Source organism: Halobaculum saliterrae, from assembly GCF_009831625.1.
Lineage (GTDB): Archaea > Halobacteriota > Halobacteria > Halobacteriales > Haloferacaceae > Halobaculum > Halobaculum saliterrae.
The window spans coordinates 72,978-90,063 of record NZ_WUUS01000012.1; the positions used below are offsets into that span (position 1 = coordinate 72,978).

At 57.2% G+C, this 17,086-nt stretch carries 20 protein-coding genes and 1 pseudogene; 10 read left to right on the forward strand and 11 right to left on the reverse strand.

Going from position 1 to position 17,086, the window contains the following annotated elements:
- The 7 genes and pseudogenes from GRX01_RS17035 to GRX01_RS17065 all read right to left on the reverse strand — a co-directional run bounded on the left by GRX01_RS17035 (nt 1) and on the right by GRX01_RS17065 (nt 5,009).
- Complete coding sequence (locus tag GRX01_RS17035; protein WP_394351398.1) at nt 1-858, reverse strand: hypothetical protein; 858 nt, start codon at nt 856-858, stop codon at nt 1-3.
- On the reverse strand, nt 855-2,588 hold the full coding sequence (locus GRX01_RS17040) for a hypothetical protein (protein ID WP_201289630.1): 1,734 nt from the start codon (nt 2,586-2,588) through the stop codon (nt 855-857). Before GRX01_RS17040 ends, GRX01_RS17035 begins: the two co-directional genes overlap by 4 nt.
- A 28-nt stretch (nt 2,589-2,616) precedes the next feature.
- A complete protein-coding gene (locus tag GRX01_RS17045; RefSeq protein WP_008364408.1) occupies nt 2,617-3,036 on the reverse strand; it encodes a hypothetical protein in 420 nt (139 codons plus the stop codon).
- A 6-nt stretch (nt 3,037-3,042) separates the two neighbouring features.
- Nucleotides 3,043-3,321 (reverse strand): hypothetical protein, encoded by a 279-nt coding sequence (locus tag GRX01_RS17050; protein WP_008364407.1) that lies wholly within the window; start codon nt 3,319-3,321, stop codon nt 3,043-3,045.
- Between the two features lie 207 nt (nt 3,322-3,528).
- Nucleotides 3,529-3,711, reverse strand: coding sequence for an exodeoxyribonuclease VII small subunit (gene xseB, locus GRX01_RS17055; protein WP_321168187.1), 183 nt, complete (start codon nt 3,709-3,711; stop codon nt 3,529-3,531).
- A gap of 2 nt (nt 3,712-3,713) precedes the next feature.
- A pseudogene (gene xseA, locus GRX01_RS17060) lies at nt 3,714-4,643 on the reverse strand (exodeoxyribonuclease VII large subunit); the annotation flags it as partial.
- A 198-nt stretch (nt 4,644-4,841) separates the two neighbouring features.
- Nucleotides 4,842-5,009: a DUF1931 domain-containing protein gene (locus GRX01_RS17065; protein WP_159670504.1), complete on the reverse strand. Its 168-nt coding sequence runs from the start codon at nt 5,007-5,009 to the stop codon at nt 4,842-4,844.
- Between the two features lie 222 nt (nt 5,010-5,231).
- Between GRX01_RS17065 and GRX01_RS17070 the strand changes: the two genes are divergently transcribed.
- The 4 genes from GRX01_RS17070 (at nt 5,232) to GRX01_RS17085 (ending at nt 8,995) form a co-directional block, all read left to right on the forward strand.
- Nucleotides 5,232-5,909 (forward strand): metal-dependent transcriptional regulator, encoded by a 678-nt coding sequence (locus GRX01_RS17070; protein ID WP_159670507.1) that lies wholly within the window; start codon nt 5,232-5,234, stop codon nt 5,907-5,909.
- 127 nt (nt 5,910-6,036) lie between these two features.
- Nucleotides 6,037-7,296: a multicopper oxidase domain-containing protein gene (locus tag GRX01_RS17075; protein WP_159670510.1), complete on the forward strand. Its 1,260-nt coding sequence runs from the start codon at nt 6,037-6,039 to the stop codon at nt 7,294-7,296.
- Nucleotide 7,297: 1 nt separating this feature from the next.
- Nucleotides 7,298-8,548 (forward strand): ZIP family metal transporter, encoded by a 1,251-nt coding sequence (locus GRX01_RS17080; RefSeq protein ID WP_159670513.1) that lies wholly within the window; start codon nt 7,298-7,300, stop codon nt 8,546-8,548.
- A 141-nt stretch (nt 8,549-8,689) separates the two neighbouring features.
- A complete protein-coding gene (locus GRX01_RS17085; protein WP_233741091.1) occupies nt 8,690-8,995 on the forward strand; it encodes a cupredoxin domain-containing protein in 306 nt (101 codons plus the stop codon).
- Nucleotides 8,996-9,047: 52 nt separating this feature from the next.
- On the opposite strand, the gene GRX01_RS17090 is transcribed toward GRX01_RS17085, so the two are convergent.
- The gene (locus tag GRX01_RS17090; protein ID WP_159670519.1) at nt 9,048-9,560 is read right to left on the reverse strand and encodes a winged helix-turn-helix transcriptional regulator; all 513 of its coding nucleotides are present in this window, start codon (nt 9,558-9,560) and stop codon (nt 9,048-9,050) included.
- On the reverse strand, nt 9,557-9,895 hold the full coding sequence (locus tag GRX01_RS17095; RefSeq protein ID WP_159670522.1) for a DUF7471 family protein: 339 nt from the start codon (nt 9,893-9,895) through the stop codon (nt 9,557-9,559). The genes GRX01_RS17090 and GRX01_RS17095 overlap by 4 nt, the downstream gene beginning before the upstream one ends.
- Nucleotides 9,896-10,065: 170 nt before the next feature.
- Between GRX01_RS17095 and GRX01_RS17100 the strand changes: the two genes are divergently transcribed.
- From GRX01_RS17100 to GRX01_RS17115, 4 genes are all read left to right on the forward strand, one after another.
- On the forward strand, nt 10,066-10,653 hold the full coding sequence (locus GRX01_RS17100) for a methyltransferase family protein (RefSeq protein WP_159670525.1): 588 nt from the start codon (nt 10,066-10,068) through the stop codon (nt 10,651-10,653).
- Between the two features lie 76 nt (nt 10,654-10,729).
- Nucleotides 10,730-12,037 (forward strand): DUF7405 family protein, encoded by a 1,308-nt coding sequence (locus tag GRX01_RS17105; protein WP_159670528.1) that lies wholly within the window; start codon nt 10,730-10,732, stop codon nt 12,035-12,037.
- Nucleotides 12,024-13,085 (forward strand): iron transporter, encoded by a 1,062-nt coding sequence (locus tag GRX01_RS17110; protein ID WP_159670531.1) that lies wholly within the window; start codon nt 12,024-12,026, stop codon nt 13,083-13,085. The genes GRX01_RS17105 and GRX01_RS17110 overlap by 14 nt, the downstream gene beginning before the upstream one ends.
- 231 nt (nt 13,086-13,316) lie before the next feature.
- Nucleotides 13,317-14,387, forward strand: coding sequence for an iron transporter (locus GRX01_RS17115; protein WP_159670534.1), 1,071 nt, complete (start codon nt 13,317-13,319; stop codon nt 14,385-14,387).
- 62 nt (nt 14,388-14,449) lie between these two features.
- Here GRX01_RS17115 and GRX01_RS17120 read toward each other — a convergent pair whose 3' ends face one another.
- Together GRX01_RS17120 and GRX01_RS19640 are read right to left on the reverse strand one after the other, a co-directional pair.
- The gene (locus tag GRX01_RS17120) at nt 14,450-15,961 is read right to left on the reverse strand and encodes a hypothetical protein (protein WP_159670537.1); all 1,512 of its coding nucleotides are present in this window, start codon (nt 15,959-15,961) and stop codon (nt 14,450-14,452) included.
- Nucleotides 15,945-16,211 (reverse strand): DNA-binding protein, encoded by a 267-nt coding sequence (locus tag GRX01_RS19640; protein WP_394351399.1) that lies wholly within the window; start codon nt 16,209-16,211, stop codon nt 15,945-15,947. The genes GRX01_RS17120 and GRX01_RS19640 overlap by 17 nt, the downstream gene beginning before the upstream one ends.
- Nucleotides 16,212-16,414: 203 nt before the next feature.
- Here GRX01_RS19640 and GRX01_RS17125 point away from each other — a divergent pair, with 203 nt between their 5' ends.
- Both GRX01_RS17125 and GRX01_RS19720 read left to right on the forward strand, forming a co-directional pair.
- Nucleotides 16,415-16,819 (forward strand): DUF7541 family protein, encoded by a 405-nt coding sequence (locus GRX01_RS17125; protein WP_159670540.1) that lies wholly within the window; start codon nt 16,415-16,417, stop codon nt 16,817-16,819.
- Nucleotides 16,820-16,941: 122 nt separating this feature from the next.
- Complete coding sequence (locus tag GRX01_RS19720) at nt 16,942-17,028, forward strand: DUF7333 family protein (RefSeq protein ID WP_449271455.1); 87 nt, start codon at nt 16,942-16,944, stop codon at nt 17,026-17,028.
- Nucleotides 17,029-17,086: the final 58 nt, after the last annotated feature.

Genomic DNA, 17,086 nt, shown 5'->3' on the forward strand with positions numbered 1-17,086 from the left:
TTACGCCTCACTGATGGAAATTTCGCAGTTATCGGGTTCTTGGGACGCCGAATACTGGATACTGTACGTTTTGGTGACTCGGTCTCCGCCAACTCGCGTCTCGAGTATTAGTTCAAACTCACCGGTCTTCGACTCCTCCGAACAGGACGTGCCTGCTCCAGGAACGAAGGCGAACGGCGAGCGTGAACTATAGAGCGTAATTTGCTCCCCGGGTGCGATAATGACCTGCTCGACCTCGGAGTCGGATTCCGGGTCGTAAATCCCGCTTACGTCTTCATCATCGACATAGTTCGTCCCCTCTTCGCCGGACGGATAGGGAACATCACCGATGAAGAGCAATTTTGTAACCGCATCTGGGCCAGTCCCTTGGTTTTCGAGGGTGACGAAGGCCTCCTCTTCGATTTCGCTTTCTGATCCATCCCACATCTCTTCAGGCTGGTTTCTACCGATGCCCATCTCGACGATCCCGAGGTTTGGCTGGACAGAAAGCGAGCTTTCACCAACTGTTTCCTCACCGCTGAGGGCTACTATTTCGTACTCGCCAGGAGCGTACGTTGTGCCGAGACCAAATGAGACTTGTTGGGAACCTGCAGCGACCTCCCGCTGTCCGAACAGTTCGCCGTTCGGTTGGATGAGGTTGATCTGGTCGAACTCCGAATCCGAATCGAACTGGACAATGAGTTCTGTTCCTTCAACAGTCACCTGCCGGAACACACCGGATCCGCCTTCTGGACTTGAACTACCGTTAGGATCGGTGCTTCCGTTACCATCCATACAACCGGCCACGCTCACGAGAGCGGCGCCGGCGACTGTTCGGAGGGCGGTCCGTCTACTGAGGTGGGGATTGTCCTGAGTCATGGTTTCTGTCCGAAGATGTCTTCTGGGCCGAGCATCCGCAGGAGGCGTTTGCCAGCGTAGAACATCACGAAGAACGGCAGGAGCTGCCAGCCGACCTCGAACACCAGCGCAAACCAGCCGTCGATCGTCCCTAGAGGGTGCCAGCGAGCCGTCGCGGTATCACTCACGTATGCCGGGTCGTGGCCGAGCCACGAGCCAGGGTGGTACCGAGCCGTGTAGATGCCCGGTTCGTCGATGGTCACGATCGCCACCCCGGAGGCGTTGGTCTCGACGCGCTGATCCGCGACCGTGATGTACCCGTTCCGAGTGGTGCCGCCGATTGGATACTGACGGCTATCGTCGAGCGCGATCGGCGCACCAGTTTGATTGTCCCGTAGTTCGACCCTGAGCGTCGCTTGGGACTGATTCTGCTGGATGACCTCAACAGTGAGATTGCTGCGGCGGAGCTGCCGCTCGGAGCCGGCATCCGGCTCGACGATTGACGCATTCACGCCCCGAACGATGCCCGCAACGTGCAGCGCCTCTCGGTCGACGTTCTCGGCTCGAACGGCGACGCCGTACGTCGTCGTGTACGACTGGTTGACGATGTCAATATTGATGTTCTCACCGATGGTGCCGACTGGCGACGGGCGGTCAGTCCCCCAGGTCTCGATGAGTTCCGGCCCGTCTCGAACCGGCTCGGCACGCGGCCCGATACGAGAGGGATAGGCGTGGACGTACACCGGAATCGCGTCTGACTCGACGGTGGCGCTATCCGTGCGATTCGACCGAACGAGCGTATCCCAGTTGGTGTTCCGAGCGGTGTAGAACCGCCAGATGCCACGGACCCGTGCCTCACCGTCCTCCGTGAGCGTGTACCCCTGCCACGGCCGCGACTGGAAGATGGCCACGCCGGCGTCGCCGTTCGGATACTCGGCGTAGTAGGGGTATGCCGAGAGGTCGTAGATCTCGACGGCGATTGAATCGGAGACGTTCCGTGTTTCCGTCCGATAGGTGACGTCGACGTCCGTCCGGTCACCCAGATCGGTTCTGACGGTTTTCTTCAGCCGGACGCTAATCTCCGCTTCCAGCGTGAGATTCGCACTCCAGTCGTCCTCAATCTGGTAGTCGAGGGCAGGCGTATGGGCCCCGTCACGCTCGGCGATGGTTTCACCGTCCTTCTTCAACCGGACTTCTTCGATTTCGTGCTCCGTGAGCGACCACGAGATAGTCGTGTTACCGGAGGAACTCCCGTTGGGGACGCGAACGCGGTAATCAACGAAGCCCCGCATCGTCCCGTTCGGCGCGATGTACAGTGGGGTTTCACCGGACTCGAGGTGTCCACGAGTAGAGGGCTGGACCGCGAAGATCGTCGCGTGAGCATCCTCGATGAAGACACCGTCCTCGAGGTCTGCGTGCGGTGGATGTACGGACGTATCTGGGCCACCGGCGTCGAGGTCCTCGAAGTCGTTCCGCGTCCACGTCGCCGCGGTCGCTGGCGGGCGTTTAAACGTGACGTCGGTCCCGTTCGCGACTTGGTGGACGGCGGAGCGGTTCTCGCCGTAGCGCTGGCGGTACTCCTCTTGGCTGATGTAGTTGTCCGCATCGCGGGACCACAGCGTTGCCGACTCGTTCTCCGTGAGCCCGTTCCCCTCCGTACCTGGTCGTGGCGGGTCAGCGGCGACGATACCCGTGACTAGGCTCGTCGCGAGCAAGCCGGCCATGAGCACGGAGAGCTCTCGATGGTTCATAGGGCTCGCAACGGGGACTGTAGGGTGGTTACCAGGGGACGAGGTCGACGCACTGCGCCAGCGGGAGGCCCATCATCGACCCGGCAACCGTATAGAGCGGACCGAGCACGACGAGGACGACCGCGGACTTCATCGCCGACCGCTTGTGGCGCTTGAGGCCCTTCTTCTGCTCGGGATTGAGGGTGAACATCTCGATGAGGGAGTCAGCCTGCCAGACGATGGCGAGGCCGACGATCCCCAGCGCGGTGGTCAGCTGGAAGAACCCCTCAATCATACTCGGGAGGTTGTCTGCGCTACAGACCGCGTTACTCTGGGCGGCAACCGGCTGGACAGCGAACAGGCTCAGGAGGACGACGGTGAGTGCTGCCTGCCGAGGGATCTTCCCGGTCAGCGGTGACTGGTTTTCGACGCTACGCTCAGGGTCGGAGGGAGTCTGGTCCTGTGACATAGCGGGTTAATCATCGGTGGCGTCTCCAGCCGTAGGCTGGTTCTGCTGCTCTTCGACGAGCGACTGGAGGTCGTCGAAGCGGTTGGTGTCCTCTGCGATCTCTTCGAGCGTGTAGCCCTGCTCGCGGGCCCGTTCGAGGAGGTCGCGGAGTTCATCGGGGTCAACACCGCGGACTTCCATTTCCTCGCGGAGGGCGCGGCGATAGAGGGCGGAGGCGTTGATGTGGTCGTTCCACATCAGGTACAGGTCATCGATGTCCTCGATGGTGACTGACCTCGTAATCATACATGCGGGTATGGGTATGCACCGGCTCAGTCCCGGTACATATTGGCGCGGTAGCTGGATGATACCTAAATGCTTTCTGGCCAGCAAGAACTGCAAATTTGTTGAGTAAATTATAACCAAATTACTGGTTGTCCTCGTAGAAAAGACTTAACCAACACTTGTCGGTAGGGGTAGAGTTCTGTTGGTTAAGAGTGTGATTCCGCTCACTTACTCTAGCTCCACAACCTCGCCGCTTCCCTCGTCGAGGAGCTCTCGTACCTCTCTCAGGAGTTCCTGCCCTTCCTCGTGGAGGGCTGTACCTTCATCGAGGCCGCATTCGTCCGTGTCGAGCTGCTCAATAATCTCCTCGACGCGGTTCAGCCGATCATGGATTTCGGCGTCGTTTGCCACGGTTAGATCACCCCCAGCCAAAGTCCGGTGATGACCAACAACAGCAACAGCAGTACAGCGATGGCGACCTTGTAGTAAATCGGTGGGACGCCCTCGGGTGCGGTCGCTTCATCGACTGCTTCGGCGAGCTCCTGTTCGTGTTCGTGCTCCTGCTGGAAGGTCTCGTACGCGGCGTCGAGCTGTTGCTCCAGCGGCTCGATCTCACTCGCGAGGAACTCTTGGCGGGAGTTTACGATATACTCGCCGGCGGCGGTTGGCGTGATCGTCGCGACGTCCGCCACCTGATCCGCGATGAGTCGGTCATCCGTGTGTCCGATGGCGGTGACCACTGGGGTATTGGCGGTGAAGATCGCCTCCGCGACCCGCTCGGTATTGAAGGCTTGGAGGTTCGAATCGCTCCCCCCACCACGGCCAACGATGATCGCGTCGACGTCCTCTGAGCGGTCAAGATGGTGGATGCCGTTCGCGATGGACGTCGGCGCGTTCGACCCCTGGACGGTTGCGTCCTTTACCAGGATGTCGACGGTGGGGTCCTGTTCGTGGATCGCGTTCTGGATGTCGTACCGGGCGTCTCCTCGAAGGGACGTGACGACGCCGACCCGCTCCGGGAACGCCGGTGGTTGCTGTTTCTGCTCGTCGTCGAACCAGCCACGCTCTTCGAGTTCGCTTCGCAGTCGCTCGACTGCAGCCGCCTGGTCGCCGTCGCCGACGACGATCACCTCCCACGGTTTGAGGTCGATTTTCCCACCTTCGACCCAGTAATCGATATCGCCCTCGAGGATGACTTCGGTCCCGTCCTCGAGGTCGGCGTCCATCTCCCGGTAGCGGTTCGCCCAGATCATACAGGGGAGTTCGGCGTCGCCGTCGGTGAGCGTGAAGTAGAGCGCCGTACTGTTCTTGTGGAGGTCAGTGACCTCCCCGATACAGCGGACGCCGTTGAGGGCTGGCGTGTCCTAGACGACCGACGCGATCCGGTCGTTCAGCTGGGACACGCTGAGGACCTCTCTCGCATCGGGTTCGACCGCCTGCCGTTCGGTATCCGGTGCGTCCGCCATCTCCGTTTCCTAACTTCTGAACAGGAACCTCAAAAAGCTACGTTCGAGTGGCGAGGTTGGCTGCGTTACGCAGACCTACAGATCGCGGGGCTGGACCGTCTTCCGGTCGTTGGCCTCGGCACGCTCTGCAGCGTCGTCGAGTAGTTCGGCGACCTCTTCGTTGAGAGCGTCGTAGAAATCTGCCGAGACGTTGTGGTCCGCAAGTGCGTCCTTCACGGCTGCTTTGACGATTAGGTCAGACATTCCATCGCGGCCTTCTCTTGTCCATCATATAAAAGTTCGAACTTTCGGTCTGCCGTCTGAGCGTATATAGGTAATACACCAAGCGCCCCGGAAAAATCAACGCACCAATATTGGATATGGAAATAACCGGACTCAGGGACATCAGAATTGCGCCTACAGTCGTCGACATCACGAACCGTTGCGTAGCAAATTATAAATTTAGTCACGTCTAATTTATGGCCAATGCTGAGCGCGATCATGGAGGACTATCTCAAAGTGATCTATTATCTCCAGAACGAAACGAACGACCGGGTACGAACCTCAGCTCTTGCGGAGTATATGGACGTAGAACAATCGACAATTACCAGTATGATGAAAAAGTTATCAGACCGAGATTTGGTACATTACGAACCCTATCAGGGGGTCACACTCTCAGATGCTGGAATCCCTATTGCTCTCGAGATTATTCGCCACCACCGACTCTTAGAACGATATCTCACGGATCACCTCGAGTATGATTGGGCAGAGGTACATGACGAAGCAGATCGCCTCGAACATCACATAAGCAGTCAGTTCGCCGACCGGATTGCGAAGCAGTTGGGAGATCCAACGGTTGACCCGCATGGCGACCCGATTCCCACGGCGGATCTGGACGTTTCGGGAGCAAAACATGGCGATACGCTTGCTGATCATCAGGTGGGAGACAGCGTTCGAATCGAACGGGTTCCGGACAAAGATCCGGCTCTTCTCCGGTATCTGTCCGAACACAGAATTCGCCCCGGAGTTGTAGTGGAAATTATTGAGACTACATCGTTTGGAATGGTCACTTTTGAACTTGGTAGCGGCGACGATACAATTTCGCTACCCGAGGACGTTGCACGTTCTATATCGACCCAATCTCTCACCACCGGTACTAATTGAGACGCTGAAAGGTTGACTTCCGGATATTAGTTTAGACTCACTCAAAGTTTAGATGCCTCTAATTTATATATTGGGTGGGTCAATTAGCGAATATGGGTATCCAAAGGCTCGACCAGCGGAGGAGATCATGCCATCGATAGATTACGACAGTGCAGCGGACGTCACAGAACGACTCGAACAGCGACTGGTTGAATCGCTCACCGGTGAATCGAGCGTCAGTCGTCGCACGGTACTCGGTGGTCTCGGTGTCGCCGGGGGTGCAGCAGTCGGACTCGGGAGTTCTCGGGCAAGTGCTTCATCCGACCATGAGGACGAGGATGAACACGGTAACTTCGGTGCGGTGGGCGAATACCGGGATTTGGATTTCGACCCTCACGAGTTCCTCACTGCCTTCAATACTGGAGATAGCGGCCAAGATAACGTTCCCCAGCAGGTCTACGAGGAGGATGGCCGAACCGTACGGGAGTTCGAGTTCACTGCCGTCGACACGACGATCACGATCGCGCCGGGCGTCGAGTTCCAGGCGTGGGCATACAACGGTCAGGTACCGGGTCCGACGATCCGCGCCGTTGAGGGTGACTTGTTCCGCGTCAAGTTCACCAACTTGGGGCGGCACGCTCACACGATTCACCCGCACCTGAAGAATCTCAACCCGCGAATGGATGGAATCCCCCAGAACGGACCAGGGGTACTCGATACGGGTGAATCCTTCACGTACGAGTGGATTGCCCAGCCTGCCGGAACGCACTTCTATCACTGCCACTCGCTCCCACTGAAAGAGCACATCCACCGCGGACTCTACGGCACGATCATCGTCGATCCGGACCCCGAGCGCGTCAGGGAGAACCCACGCGACTACGTCAATTATCCTGGGCCGATTACCGACGACCTTCGGACACAGCTCGTCGAAGAGGCGAAGAGCCGGAATCACGAGTACGCCGAAAACGACGCCGTCAACGAGATGGTGATGGTGATGAACTCGTTCGACACCAACTTTGACGGCGGGAATGAGGTCTACGCGGCGAACACACGGGCGTTCGGATACGGGGTTGGTGACACCGACGGCAATGGCAACTGGACGGCGGGGGAGACGAAACGCCCCATCCAGATCGACAAGAACGAACGCCAGCGCGTGTACCTCTCTAATGCAACGGAGTTCGACCTCATCAATTCGTTCCACACGCACTCGCAGTTCTTCGACTACTACGACCACGGAACGACGCTGACGCCAACGCGCAAGACTGTGGATACGATTATGCAGACCCAAGCGCAGCGCGGCATCATCGAGATCGACTACTCGGATCACGAGCCTGGACTATACATGTTCCACGCGCATCAGTCGGAGTTCGCCGAACTCGGCTGGATGAGCTTTTTCGAGGTGGTCTAACATGGCGGACAAGACACAAAACTCGACGACAGACGGTGGGGTGGCAGCTGAGAACGAGCGCACACAACCGCTCGGACTTCCGCGGTGGGTCAGCGCACTGCTCCCGATCGTGTTGCTCGTACTCGTCTTGGGCGTGTTCGCGTTCACGTCACCGCTCGCTGGTGTTCAGAGCGGTGAACCGCTTCCCGACGTGACGGTCACGCACACGACGCTTCCGAGCGACGAAACGGTCGTACTGCATGTGACGAACAACGGGCCCGAATCCGTGACGATATCACAGGTCCTCGTCGACGAAGCATACTGGAACTTCCGGGTCGAAGGAGCCGGTGGTGACCAAACGCTTGCCCCGATGGAAAGTGCACGGATCGTGATTCCGTATCACTGGAATCCAGGGTGGGATCTCGAAGTCGCTCTCGTCCTCTCTGATGGAGCGACGTTCCATAATACGATCGTCGCTCCGAGCCAGTCACCCGGCTTTAGCCTGAGTCTGCTCGGGACGCTTGCAATCATCGGGCTGTTCGTCGGCGTGATCCCGGTCGCACTCGGAATGCTCTGGTTCCCCTATATCAAGACGATGAGCGACCGGTGGCTACATGCCGTCCTCTTATTTGCGGCCGGTGTCCTGGGCTTTCTGGCGTTCGACGCCGGGTTCGAGGCGTTCGAACTCGCCGAGCGGGTTCCAGGCGCTTACGAGGGCAACCTCTTGGTCGTTTTCGGGATCTTCGGCGCACTCCTGTTGGTACAGGCGATCAGTGCGTGGCGGGAGGGTCGTGTCGTCGCTGGTGATAGTCGGGCGAGTAGCGGTCTCTGGATCGCCTATTTGGTCGCGGTCGGGATCGGCCTGCACAACCTCGCCGAGGGGTTGGCGATCGGGAGTTCGTTCGCACTCGGGCGTGTGTCGCTCGGCGCGTTCCTCGTGATCGGGTTCATGCTCCACAACGTGACGGAAGGCCCGGCTGTCGTCGCGCCGGTCGCTCGCGGAAAACGCCCGTCGATCAAGCACTTCGCCGCGCTCGGCGTCATCGCCGGCGCACCCGTCATCCTCGGTGGATGGATCGGGAGTCTGGCGTACTCGCCGACGATCGGTGCCTTCTTCCTCGCAATCGGGGTGGGTGCCATCCTACAGGTCAACTGGGAGATTGCGCGAATGGTTCGGGATGCAGGCGGCCGCGTGGCCAGCGCCACGAATCTCCTTGCATTCCTGCTCGGTCTCGGTGTTATGTACGTGACTGACCTCTTCGTGGCGCTCTAACAGGTCCCATCCATCTCTCTACCAATGTCACTCGAATCCTCCGATCGACGGACGATGTTGCGACTCTGTACTGCCGCCCTAGCGACACTCAGCACCGCTGGATGTTTGAACAGACAGTCATCGTCGATTCAGACCATAACGATGCCCGACAGCCACCGGTTTGAGCCGAAGACTGCGACGATCGAAACAGGGGAGACGGTAACGTGGACGAACGAGAGCGATATCGAGCACACGGTCACCGCGTATGAAGACGAGATTCCAGACGAGGCCGCATACTTCGCAAGCGGTGGCTTCGAATCAGAGCGGGCTGCGAGGAACCGAATAACCGAGGGACTCATCGCTCCGGGGGAGAAGTACGAGTACACGTTCGACCACCCTGGAACGTACGGATACTTCTGTATCCCGCATGAGAGTTCTGGAATGGTCGGGACAATTCAAGTGAAGTAATCGAACAATCTTGGTCTCGTTCCGACGAAACACATCCACAAACTCGTTACGATCACTCCGGCAGTAGGTTATCGACGAGGCGGGTGAACCGGTCGATCATCCGATCAGACAGCGAGGGGGCGATCTCTTCCATGAGACGAGCGGTCTCTGTTGGCTTGGCTGCGACCAACGTCACGTGATTATTGGTATCTCGGTGTTTCTCGATGAGATTCTGTTCCATCAAATGATTCAAGTGCCACTCGAGGCTTCCTCGAGCAATCCCGAGGGACTCTGTGACAGCATCCGGTCTGGATGGCCCCTGTTCGAGAACACAGAATAAAATGTCGCGTGCCGTTTCCCGTCGAAGGACAGCGATTGCTCCCTGCTCCCACGCATCATATTCTGGTGTGTAATAGTGCGTTCGGCCATAGATGGGTAGTTCGACTATTTTTCCCTGTGTCTGGAGTTTCTTGAGATGGTACTGTACCTGTCCTGGTGCGAGGTCGAGTCTCCGCGTGAGTGCGTTGAAGTGTTCTCCAGGGTGGGTCGCAATATACTCGTGAATCCGGTCACGTTGGTGTGTCATGTATCGAAATTGGTCTCGTTCGAGATGGTTCGGGAGTGATAGACTGCAGCAATGACGAGCGCGACAAGAATGATATCAAGTCCGTGTTCGAGGAGGTGATGGTCGGCTTGTGAGAACAGGCCTACGATGGTGATCCCCGCAACCGCAGAGCGTCCAAGAAGGGCAGCCAGCGCAGCGACGATTAACAGATATGGACGGGATTGGCGCTGAACGAACGCGCCGATCGCAAGTCCCAGAAGTACCGCTGTACCCGCAGCCGCGACGGTGATCACCGCGAGCAACGGAAGGGACTGCGAACCGGTGAGCTCGCTATGGAGTGGTACGACGCCCGTCATGTGGGCTAAATTTGAAACACAGCTACCTGAGAACGTCGATTCGAGTTGACGTGGGTGTTAGAATTGGAGAGAGTGGCTGGTGGTTCCAAACCTCTTTGGAGGGAGCAGTACCCAGCTGCAAACTACGATTGTCTCACTTTTTTCGTCCTTCACTATCACGATATACACACATGTCCTCGTTCTCAGATCGCGCGCTCCTGGCGACTGTCGTCGCGGATGTCATGCTGATTCTCGGGTACATCATCAGTGCGGTTCATCCTGACCGTCGAGTGTGGCCCATCGGCGATAGCTCCTCGCGGTGGTGGTTCAATTGGTCGACGCTCTCCGTCGTGTTCGCTGGATTTCCCGTGCTGGCCGCGCTCGATCGGGACTCATTTATTTTCACCGAACGCTGGAGCAAACTCGCAGGCAGCGGTATCGCCGCACTCGGCATGGGGTTTGCCTTATCGGCCCTCTTCGAACTTGGGTGGATGGAAAGCAGTGGAAGAGACGGGGAGCTTCGGACGGACGGAATTTATCAGTACACACGAAACCCCCAGAGTGTGGGATTCATCACATTCATCGTGGGTATGCTCCTCGCCACGAACTCTCAGAAATTGGTGGTGCATGGCATCCTAACGATCGTCGTGTACGCGCTCTTCCCGTTTGCCGAAGAGCCGTGGCTACGAGAACAATACGGAGAAGAATACGAAGAGTACCGTGAGCGGACACCTCGATTTATCGGATGGGAACTACTAAACAAGCTCGTCGGAAAATAGCCCGCTACCAACCTCAAGGAAGGATTCGAGAACTCTACCAGAACCACTTTTCGGCTGAGTTCCTAACTGCCGGCTAATGACTGATGAGAGGGGCATCCCTCGCAGAGAATTCCTCAAGTCGGCTGTCGCTATCGGAGGGGCGGCGGCGTTTAGTGCCTGTCTGGGTCGTGAAGGAGTTGATGTCCCGACGGGGCCGGATGATCTCTCGTCGTATCCACAGCGTCAGCACGCTTGGAACGAAGCTCTGCCACGAGATGACCATGGGAACGTCGTCGCTCCGAACCATCGTGTGCTCCTCTATTTGGATTACCAGCGAGACGGGCAGCCGAGCGAAGACGACCGCGAAGAGGTTGAGGCGGCTCTCCGTGGCATCGAACACGCCTACGAGCGAAGCGGGGACGGGTTACTACTCACGGTGAGTTATTCCCCGGCATACTTCGGCCGTTTCGACGAATCCCTTCCCGAAGGTGTTGACCTCCCCGATCCAGAAGCACTTGCTCCGTTCGAGGATCCCGAGTTCGATACGCCCGATGCAGTCGTGCATCTCGCGAGTAATACGGCACAGGTGGTACTTGGTGCTGAAGAAGCCCTCAAAGGAAACAAATCAACGCTCAACGGTGTCGATCAACCTGACGCGACACTGACTGATGTCGTTACTATCGCTGACCGGCGAACGGGATTTATCGGGGATGGACTCCCGGCGGAGAAAGCGGACGAGGCCGAGGGCGTTCCGGCCGACAAGGTCCCCGAGGATGCACCGCTGTTTATGGGTTTCAAATCGGGCTTCAAAAAGAACCAGGCCAGTGAAGATCGCGTGACGATCCAGTCCGGGCCCTTCGCTGGTGGCACGACACAGCACATCTCCAAGCTCGACCTCAACCTCAACCAGTGGTACAATCAGGACGATCGGTGGCAGCGTGAGGCGAAAATGTTCTGTCCGTATCACGCCGAGAACGATGTCATCGAGGGCGCTGGTGACAACCTCGGCACCAGCAGCAAAATCGATGACTGTGAGCCGACAGATGAGACAGCCCGCGAGATGGGCGTCGTCGGCCACTCTCAGAAATCCGCTCGCGCTCGCGACGACGATGACTCACCCCTTATCCTTCGGCGTGACTTCGATTCTACGGACGATGGAACCGCTAGTCTTCACTTCCTCGCACTCCAGCGACGAATCACCGATTTCGTCGACACGAGAGAGGTGATGAACGGAACTGATGTCACCGAGCAATCGGCCGTCGGTCAGCGCAACAATAACGGCATCCTGCAGTACATCCGTACGGAGCGTCGCGGTAATTTCCTCGTCCCTCCGCGATCGTTGCGCGCACTACCGCCTGCCCAGCCGGCTGCGGACGCACAAGAGGTGACGTATGAATCGTCGTGACGTGCTTCGGATGGCCGGGGGCGGTTCATTCGTGGGGCTCGCGGGGTGTACTGACCTGTTCGAGACGCAATCGGCGCAGGCACCACCGCTTCCTGAGAACCGTCCAGACGCAGTCTACTACCCAACCCACTACGAGGGGATGGAAATGCCCGGAATGAAGGAACAGAGCGGGTACAAATGTGCACTCACATATTCGTATGCGCACCGATTCTGGCTGATGAAGCCGAATGGAATCTCGAAAGTCGAGATCCAACCCGAGGATTCGATCCATCTCATGCCCGTTGTTTGGGATACCCAGACGGGGATCATTCCACCAGACGTTAATCCACAGTTGACGATCACGCAGGACGGCGAGTCAGTCGACCAGTTCGCGCCGTGGCCGATGCTCTCCCAGCCGATGGGGTTTCATTTCGGCGATAACGCACAACTCCGGGGCGACGGCACATACACTGTCGAGGTCAGTATCGGCGGCCCCTCGACACGACGGACGGGATCACTGACCGAGAACCAGGGGAACGCATCGTTCACGTTCGAATTCGAATTCAGCGAATCAACGCTCAACGAGATCTCATATACGGACATCCCTGACGACAAGGAAGGCACGAAGGGTGCTGTCGGCCTGATGGACATGGAGATGTTGCCGAACTCGCAAGTGCCGACACCGGACGCACTCCCCGGCGATGTCCGTGGATCTGGGACAAGCGGGGACGCGAAGTTTGTGGTCACCCTCCTCGATGACGCGTCGCGTTTCGGTGGTGGCGAGGGGCAGAAGTATCTCGCTGTTTCTCCCCGCACGCCCTACAATCGAACGATGCTACCGATGATGTCGCTTTCGGCAACACTGCAACGTGACGGCACGTCGGTGTTCGACGAGATTCTGCAGGCGACCATCGACCCAGATCTCCGCTATCACTACGGGACGACGGTCGCGGACGTACAGTCGGGAGATGAGCTGACGATCACAGTCGATTCGCCCCCACAAACTGCTCGCCACGAAGGATACGAGACAGCCTTCGCTGATATGCCGGACGTGCAGGTGACGTTGTAGTTCCAAAGATGTCTTTAGAATCCCAGCCGAAGCTAAACTAATGGAAGAAAAACACCTCCTATTGGCGGTATTGCTCGGCGTTGTCTCACTGCTGGTACTCACCGGGTTCATCGTTCGGGTGGCGTAACGGTTTATGGAGAAGCCAAGGCTGGCAGTCACGGATACATTCGGTTGGCGGCAGCGGGATTGAATCGATATGAACCAACGGAACATAGGATCTCAGATCAAACGATGAATCGGCGAACATTTCTCGGCCAAGGGGCCGCACTCTCAAGTGGACTGTTGTTGTCTGGGTGTCTGGGTCGGCTCGGATTCGAGACGCAGTCGGCGTGGCGTGATCCGCCGCTCGTGGAGGATCGGCCTGAAGCCGTCTACTATCCTGCTATCATCGAAGGGATGGGAATGTATGGAACGACGACGGCCGGCGATATCGGATTTGCACTGATGCATTCCTTCCCGCATCGCTTCTGGAACCTCACCGGCTCACGCAAGACGAAAGTCGTTGTTCAGTCCGATGATTCGGTGCATCTGATGGCGAGTGTCTGGGACACCGAGACAGAAACGATCCTTCCGGTCGACGTCTCTGTCGGAATCAGTAACAGCGACGGCCAGGTTTCCTCTACCAACCTCTGGCCGATGATCTCGCCGAATATGGGATTCCACTACGGCGACAATATTGCACTACCGGGAGAAGGCCAGTACGATGTGACACTCCAGGTCGGCCCGCTACAGATGGCTCGTACTGACCCGCTCAAAGGCCGTTTTACTCAGGGGCAGTCAGCTACGATGCAGTTCACGTTCGATACGAGTGAGACGTACAACTTGGAGATCCGTCGACTGGGCGAGAAAGCGGGCACCCGTGGGACGGTCGATCTAATGGAGATGGAAATGATCCCTGAACCGGTCGTACCGGCAAAATCTGAACTTCCGGGGCAACTACTCCATGAAGACCAGTCTGGTGATGCGACGATGCTCGTCGCGCTCGTCGACGGAGACCATCGGTTTAGTGACACTGCGGGTCCCTACCTGTTCGTTTCCCCACGAACCCCGTACAACCGCGTAATGCTCCCGAGGATGGCTCTGTCAGCAACAATCAACCGAGGCGGGGACACAATCGATCAAGGATCACTGCAAGCGACTCTTGACCCCGATCTCGGGAGTATTTATGGGATGACGTTAGACGGATTGAGATCGGGCGACACGGTGAGAATCGCTGTTCAGACGCCACCACAACTGGCACGTCACGATGGCTACGAAACCGCGTTTATCGACATGGACCCAATCGAGTTCACTGTCGAGTGATTCCTCTCACGGTCAGATCCGATTTTGTGCGTCACCGATACTTTTCTCAAAGCCAATTGCGGTTAGGGTAGATATGGAGGCGTTGCACCGGGAAGAGAAAGAATCCAGAGGCTAATGACGGTGTAGCCGATCATCACGGCGATGAACGGGTATTGGCTTCGGATTGCGACGAGTCGACTCGAGAAGAGTTCGTAGGCGGTTGCGTGCGCTGCCCAGATAGCGAGGAGGTGCCCGATGAGTACGACGGCGATACTCAACCCATCGAACCATCCGGGAGGAGACAGCGTCAGTGGATTCGCTGGTGGCGATAGTGGGGATACAATCGCCATCCCCAGAGCCGGACTGAGAGACACTGCCAACCCGGTGTAGTGCGCGAGGTGGTATCCCGCTGCTATGGCCAATAGCGAGGGTGCAAATCGAAAGGCGATCCGCTGTGCGGTGATGTATGTCCCAGTCCGCCGCCGAGAGAGAATACTCGCATACCAATATGCGGCGAAGAAAACGACGTAGCCACCGACGAAAAGCAGTGTGTAGATGAGAATCGCCCGGGCCTGCATAGCTCCTACTCCAATATTGGTCAGGTTGACGAGTGTCTCGATAGTTGCTGCACCCGTCTGGGTCGTGATGAATCCGCTGTACGTGAGCTCCCAGATGAGAGCGATGACGAACGCGACATCGGACGTATCAGTGACCAATTCCGAGGCCGTCAAGTCGCTACCGGGTAGTTTTACAGTGAGTGTCTCATCCCGCCGTTGGATAGGTGCGACAGCGCCGAAGAATCGGAATAGGACAGACAACGGATCCCCGTTTTCGAACCAGGTATTGGGACCGAAGAGTACAGCGCCAGCGATAGTGATTGCACTGTATCCGAGGATTGCAATCGAAAGAACAGCTGGAATCGTACTGACGGGGAAGATCACCTCAATCCACACGAGGAGCAGCAGGCCACCGACAGCCGGCCATCGGCCGAACGCATCCGGATAGGCCCGATATCCAGTCGGGAGGAGCGAGACGATCCCTCGCCAGGGGTTCAGTGCCGGCCAGATGTTTCCTCCGAGATACGTGAACATCGGCAAGCCCGCTCGAACGACGACAAATGTGATGAGGATGGTGAAGCTTGCCGTCGGAAGCTGTGGTCCGGTCAGCCCGATGTACACTGCCAGTCCAAGGACGGCAACCCCAAGACTACGTCCGGCCCACTGGAGCAGCGTCCACCAGTCGTCGACTGTCGGGCCAGGGAACGACCAATTGTGGAGATACCGGATAAACGCCCGATCAGTGACGAAGCTCGCAAGTAGGGCAGAGGCTCCAATCGTGGCGCCGCCAGTGGCAAGATACAGCCATCTGGGGACGGCAAGAGTATCCCGAGGCTGCTTTGAGAGTGTCATTCCGTTCCCGGCAGCGACTGTCTCAGTAAACAAGGTCAGTATCGCAACCCAAGTTACAAACTGAACGAAGAGTCTGAATTTTGTGTTCGATACGACCCAATTACGAAGTCTCAACTCTGGATTTGATTCTGTGTGTCCCTCTCTGCATGCTCCGGAGTTCGTGTCTGAGTCAGGCGAAGATGGCATATAGCATCAAGAAACCAAAGTACAGGAGCACGAGGGCTCCAAGTGCTTTCAGACGCAGCGTACGTAACTCGTCTTCTTCATCTGCTCGGGCAGAACGGAATGCCTCCTCTTCGTCGTCATCCAGCTGCTGGGGGTGTTCTAAGCCTTTGTGGAGGACGAGACGACCAGTCGTTGGAAACGGATGCCCACAGTACTCACACCGACCTGCGGGTGAATCACTCTGTGGAATAGTAGTCTCCTCGTATGACATAACTCGGAAACTGTTAGTCGGCTCTAGGCCAGTCAGCGTTGAAACCGTTCTGGTTCAATGTTTGAAGAGCCTCACTCGGCTCAAGAGAATTCCCTCGATATCGAGAGAGTATTAACTGAACGGTATAATTCTGGCATATTCTAATAAAAATCTGGAGGTCGATAGCAGCCGATTTATTATATCTCGATTCCCAAATCGGGATAATGAGCGAATCATCAGACTCGGACTCAACCTTCACAGGATCGAGTCCATGGCCACTCTTCGTCGCTCTTGGATTTGTTCTCTCGGAGGTCGGTGTCGTTCTCGGCCTTCGTCCTGTCTCTGTTGCGGGACTCCTGTTGTTCGTAGGGTCTGTCGCTGGCATTCTCACAGAGGCGGGGTATATTGCTAGACCAGCGAAAGCAACAGGTGTTCAAGGACTCGTCCTCGTCGGCATCGGTATCCTATTGATCACAGAGAACCAGACCGGGACGACAATCCGTGGTCAATCGATCGCTATCGCTGGCATCATGTGTCTTGCTGGCGCACTCCTCTGGATAGGCTACGTTCGAAAGAATACCCGCGCCAATGTGTCGACAGCCGAGCCATCGGAAACAACATCTGACTGAGTTTCAGTAACAAATAGAGATGGAATTCAATAGAGCGAAAACGGTGATTGCGTTCGTTGCCCTGCTCGCCATCATACTTGGTGGAACGATGATGAGGCTGAATGAACACCAGCACAATCGTGATGGTAAGCATCGGCCTCATCGTGTTTGGAATCCTTACGCTCCTCCTCGGGATCAAACATAGTGAGTATCGATCTAACCGCGTCTAGACCTGTGTTTGAGACGAGGCAATGGCAGAGTTAATAACTCACTCCAGATTCTTTATTA

What these genes read in the sequence shown, in the direction of transcription:
- GRX01_RS17125 (WP_159670540.1), top strand. Translation starts at nt 16,415, where the DNA reads ATGAGCGAATCATCAGACTCGGACTCAACCTTCACAGGATCGAGTCCA.
- GRX01_RS17090 (WP_159670519.1), bottom strand. Translation starts at nt 9,560, where the DNA reads ATGACACACCAACGTGACCGGATTCACGAGTATATTGCGACCCACCCT.
- GRX01_RS17065 (WP_159670504.1), bottom strand. Translation starts at nt 5,009, where the DNA reads ATGTCTGACCTAATCGTCAAAGCAGCCGTGAAGGACGCACTTGCGGAC.
- GRX01_RS17095 (WP_159670522.1), bottom strand. Translation starts at nt 9,895, where the DNA reads ATGACGGGCGTCGTACCACTCCATAGCGAGCTCACCGGTTCGCAGTCC.
- GRX01_RS17035 (WP_394351398.1), bottom strand. Translation starts at nt 858, where the DNA reads ATGACTCAGGACAATCCCCACCTCAGTAGACGGACCGCCCTCCGAACA.
- GRX01_RS17075 (WP_159670510.1), top strand. Translation starts at nt 6,037, where the DNA reads ATGCCATCGATAGATTACGACAGTGCAGCGGACGTCACAGAACGACTC.
- GRX01_RS19640 (WP_394351399.1), bottom strand. Translation starts at nt 16,211, where the DNA reads ATGTCATACGAGGAGACTACTATTCCACAGAGTGATTCACCCGCAGGT.
- GRX01_RS17115 (WP_159670534.1), top strand. Translation starts at nt 13,317, where the DNA reads ATGAATCGGCGAACATTTCTCGGCCAAGGGGCCGCACTCTCAAGTGGA.
- GRX01_RS19720 (WP_449271455.1), top strand. Translation starts at nt 16,942, where the DNA reads ATGGTAAGCATCGGCCTCATCGTGTTTGGAATCCTTACGCTCCTCCTC.
- GRX01_RS17050 (WP_008364407.1), bottom strand. Translation starts at nt 3,321, where the DNA reads ATGATTACGAGGTCAGTCACCATCGAGGACATCGATGACCTGTACCTG.
- GRX01_RS17110 (WP_159670531.1), top strand. Translation starts at nt 12,024, where the DNA reads ATGAATCGTCGTGACGTGCTTCGGATGGCCGGGGGCGGTTCATTCGTG.
- GRX01_RS17105 (WP_159670528.1), top strand. Translation starts at nt 10,730, where the DNA reads ATGACTGATGAGAGGGGCATCCCTCGCAGAGAATTCCTCAAGTCGGCT.
- GRX01_RS17070 (WP_159670507.1), top strand. Translation starts at nt 5,232, where the DNA reads ATGCTGAGCGCGATCATGGAGGACTATCTCAAAGTGATCTATTATCTC.
- GRX01_RS17120 (WP_159670537.1), bottom strand. Translation starts at nt 15,961, where the DNA reads ATGCCATCTTCGCCTGACTCAGACACGAACTCCGGAGCATGCAGAGAG.
- GRX01_RS17100 (WP_159670525.1), top strand. Translation starts at nt 10,066, where the DNA reads ATGTCCTCGTTCTCAGATCGCGCGCTCCTGGCGACTGTCGTCGCGGAT.
- GRX01_RS17085 (WP_233741091.1), top strand. Translation starts at nt 8,690, where the DNA reads ATGCCCGACAGCCACCGGTTTGAGCCGAAGACTGCGACGATCGAAACA.
- GRX01_RS17040 (WP_201289630.1), bottom strand. Translation starts at nt 2,588, where the DNA reads ATGAACCATCGAGAGCTCTCCGTGCTCATGGCCGGCTTGCTCGCGACG.
- GRX01_RS17080 (WP_159670513.1), top strand. Translation starts at nt 7,298, where the DNA reads ATGGCGGACAAGACACAAAACTCGACGACAGACGGTGGGGTGGCAGCT.
- GRX01_RS17045 (WP_008364408.1), bottom strand. Translation starts at nt 3,036, where the DNA reads ATGTCACAGGACCAGACTCCCTCCGACCCTGAGCGTAGCGTCGAAAAC.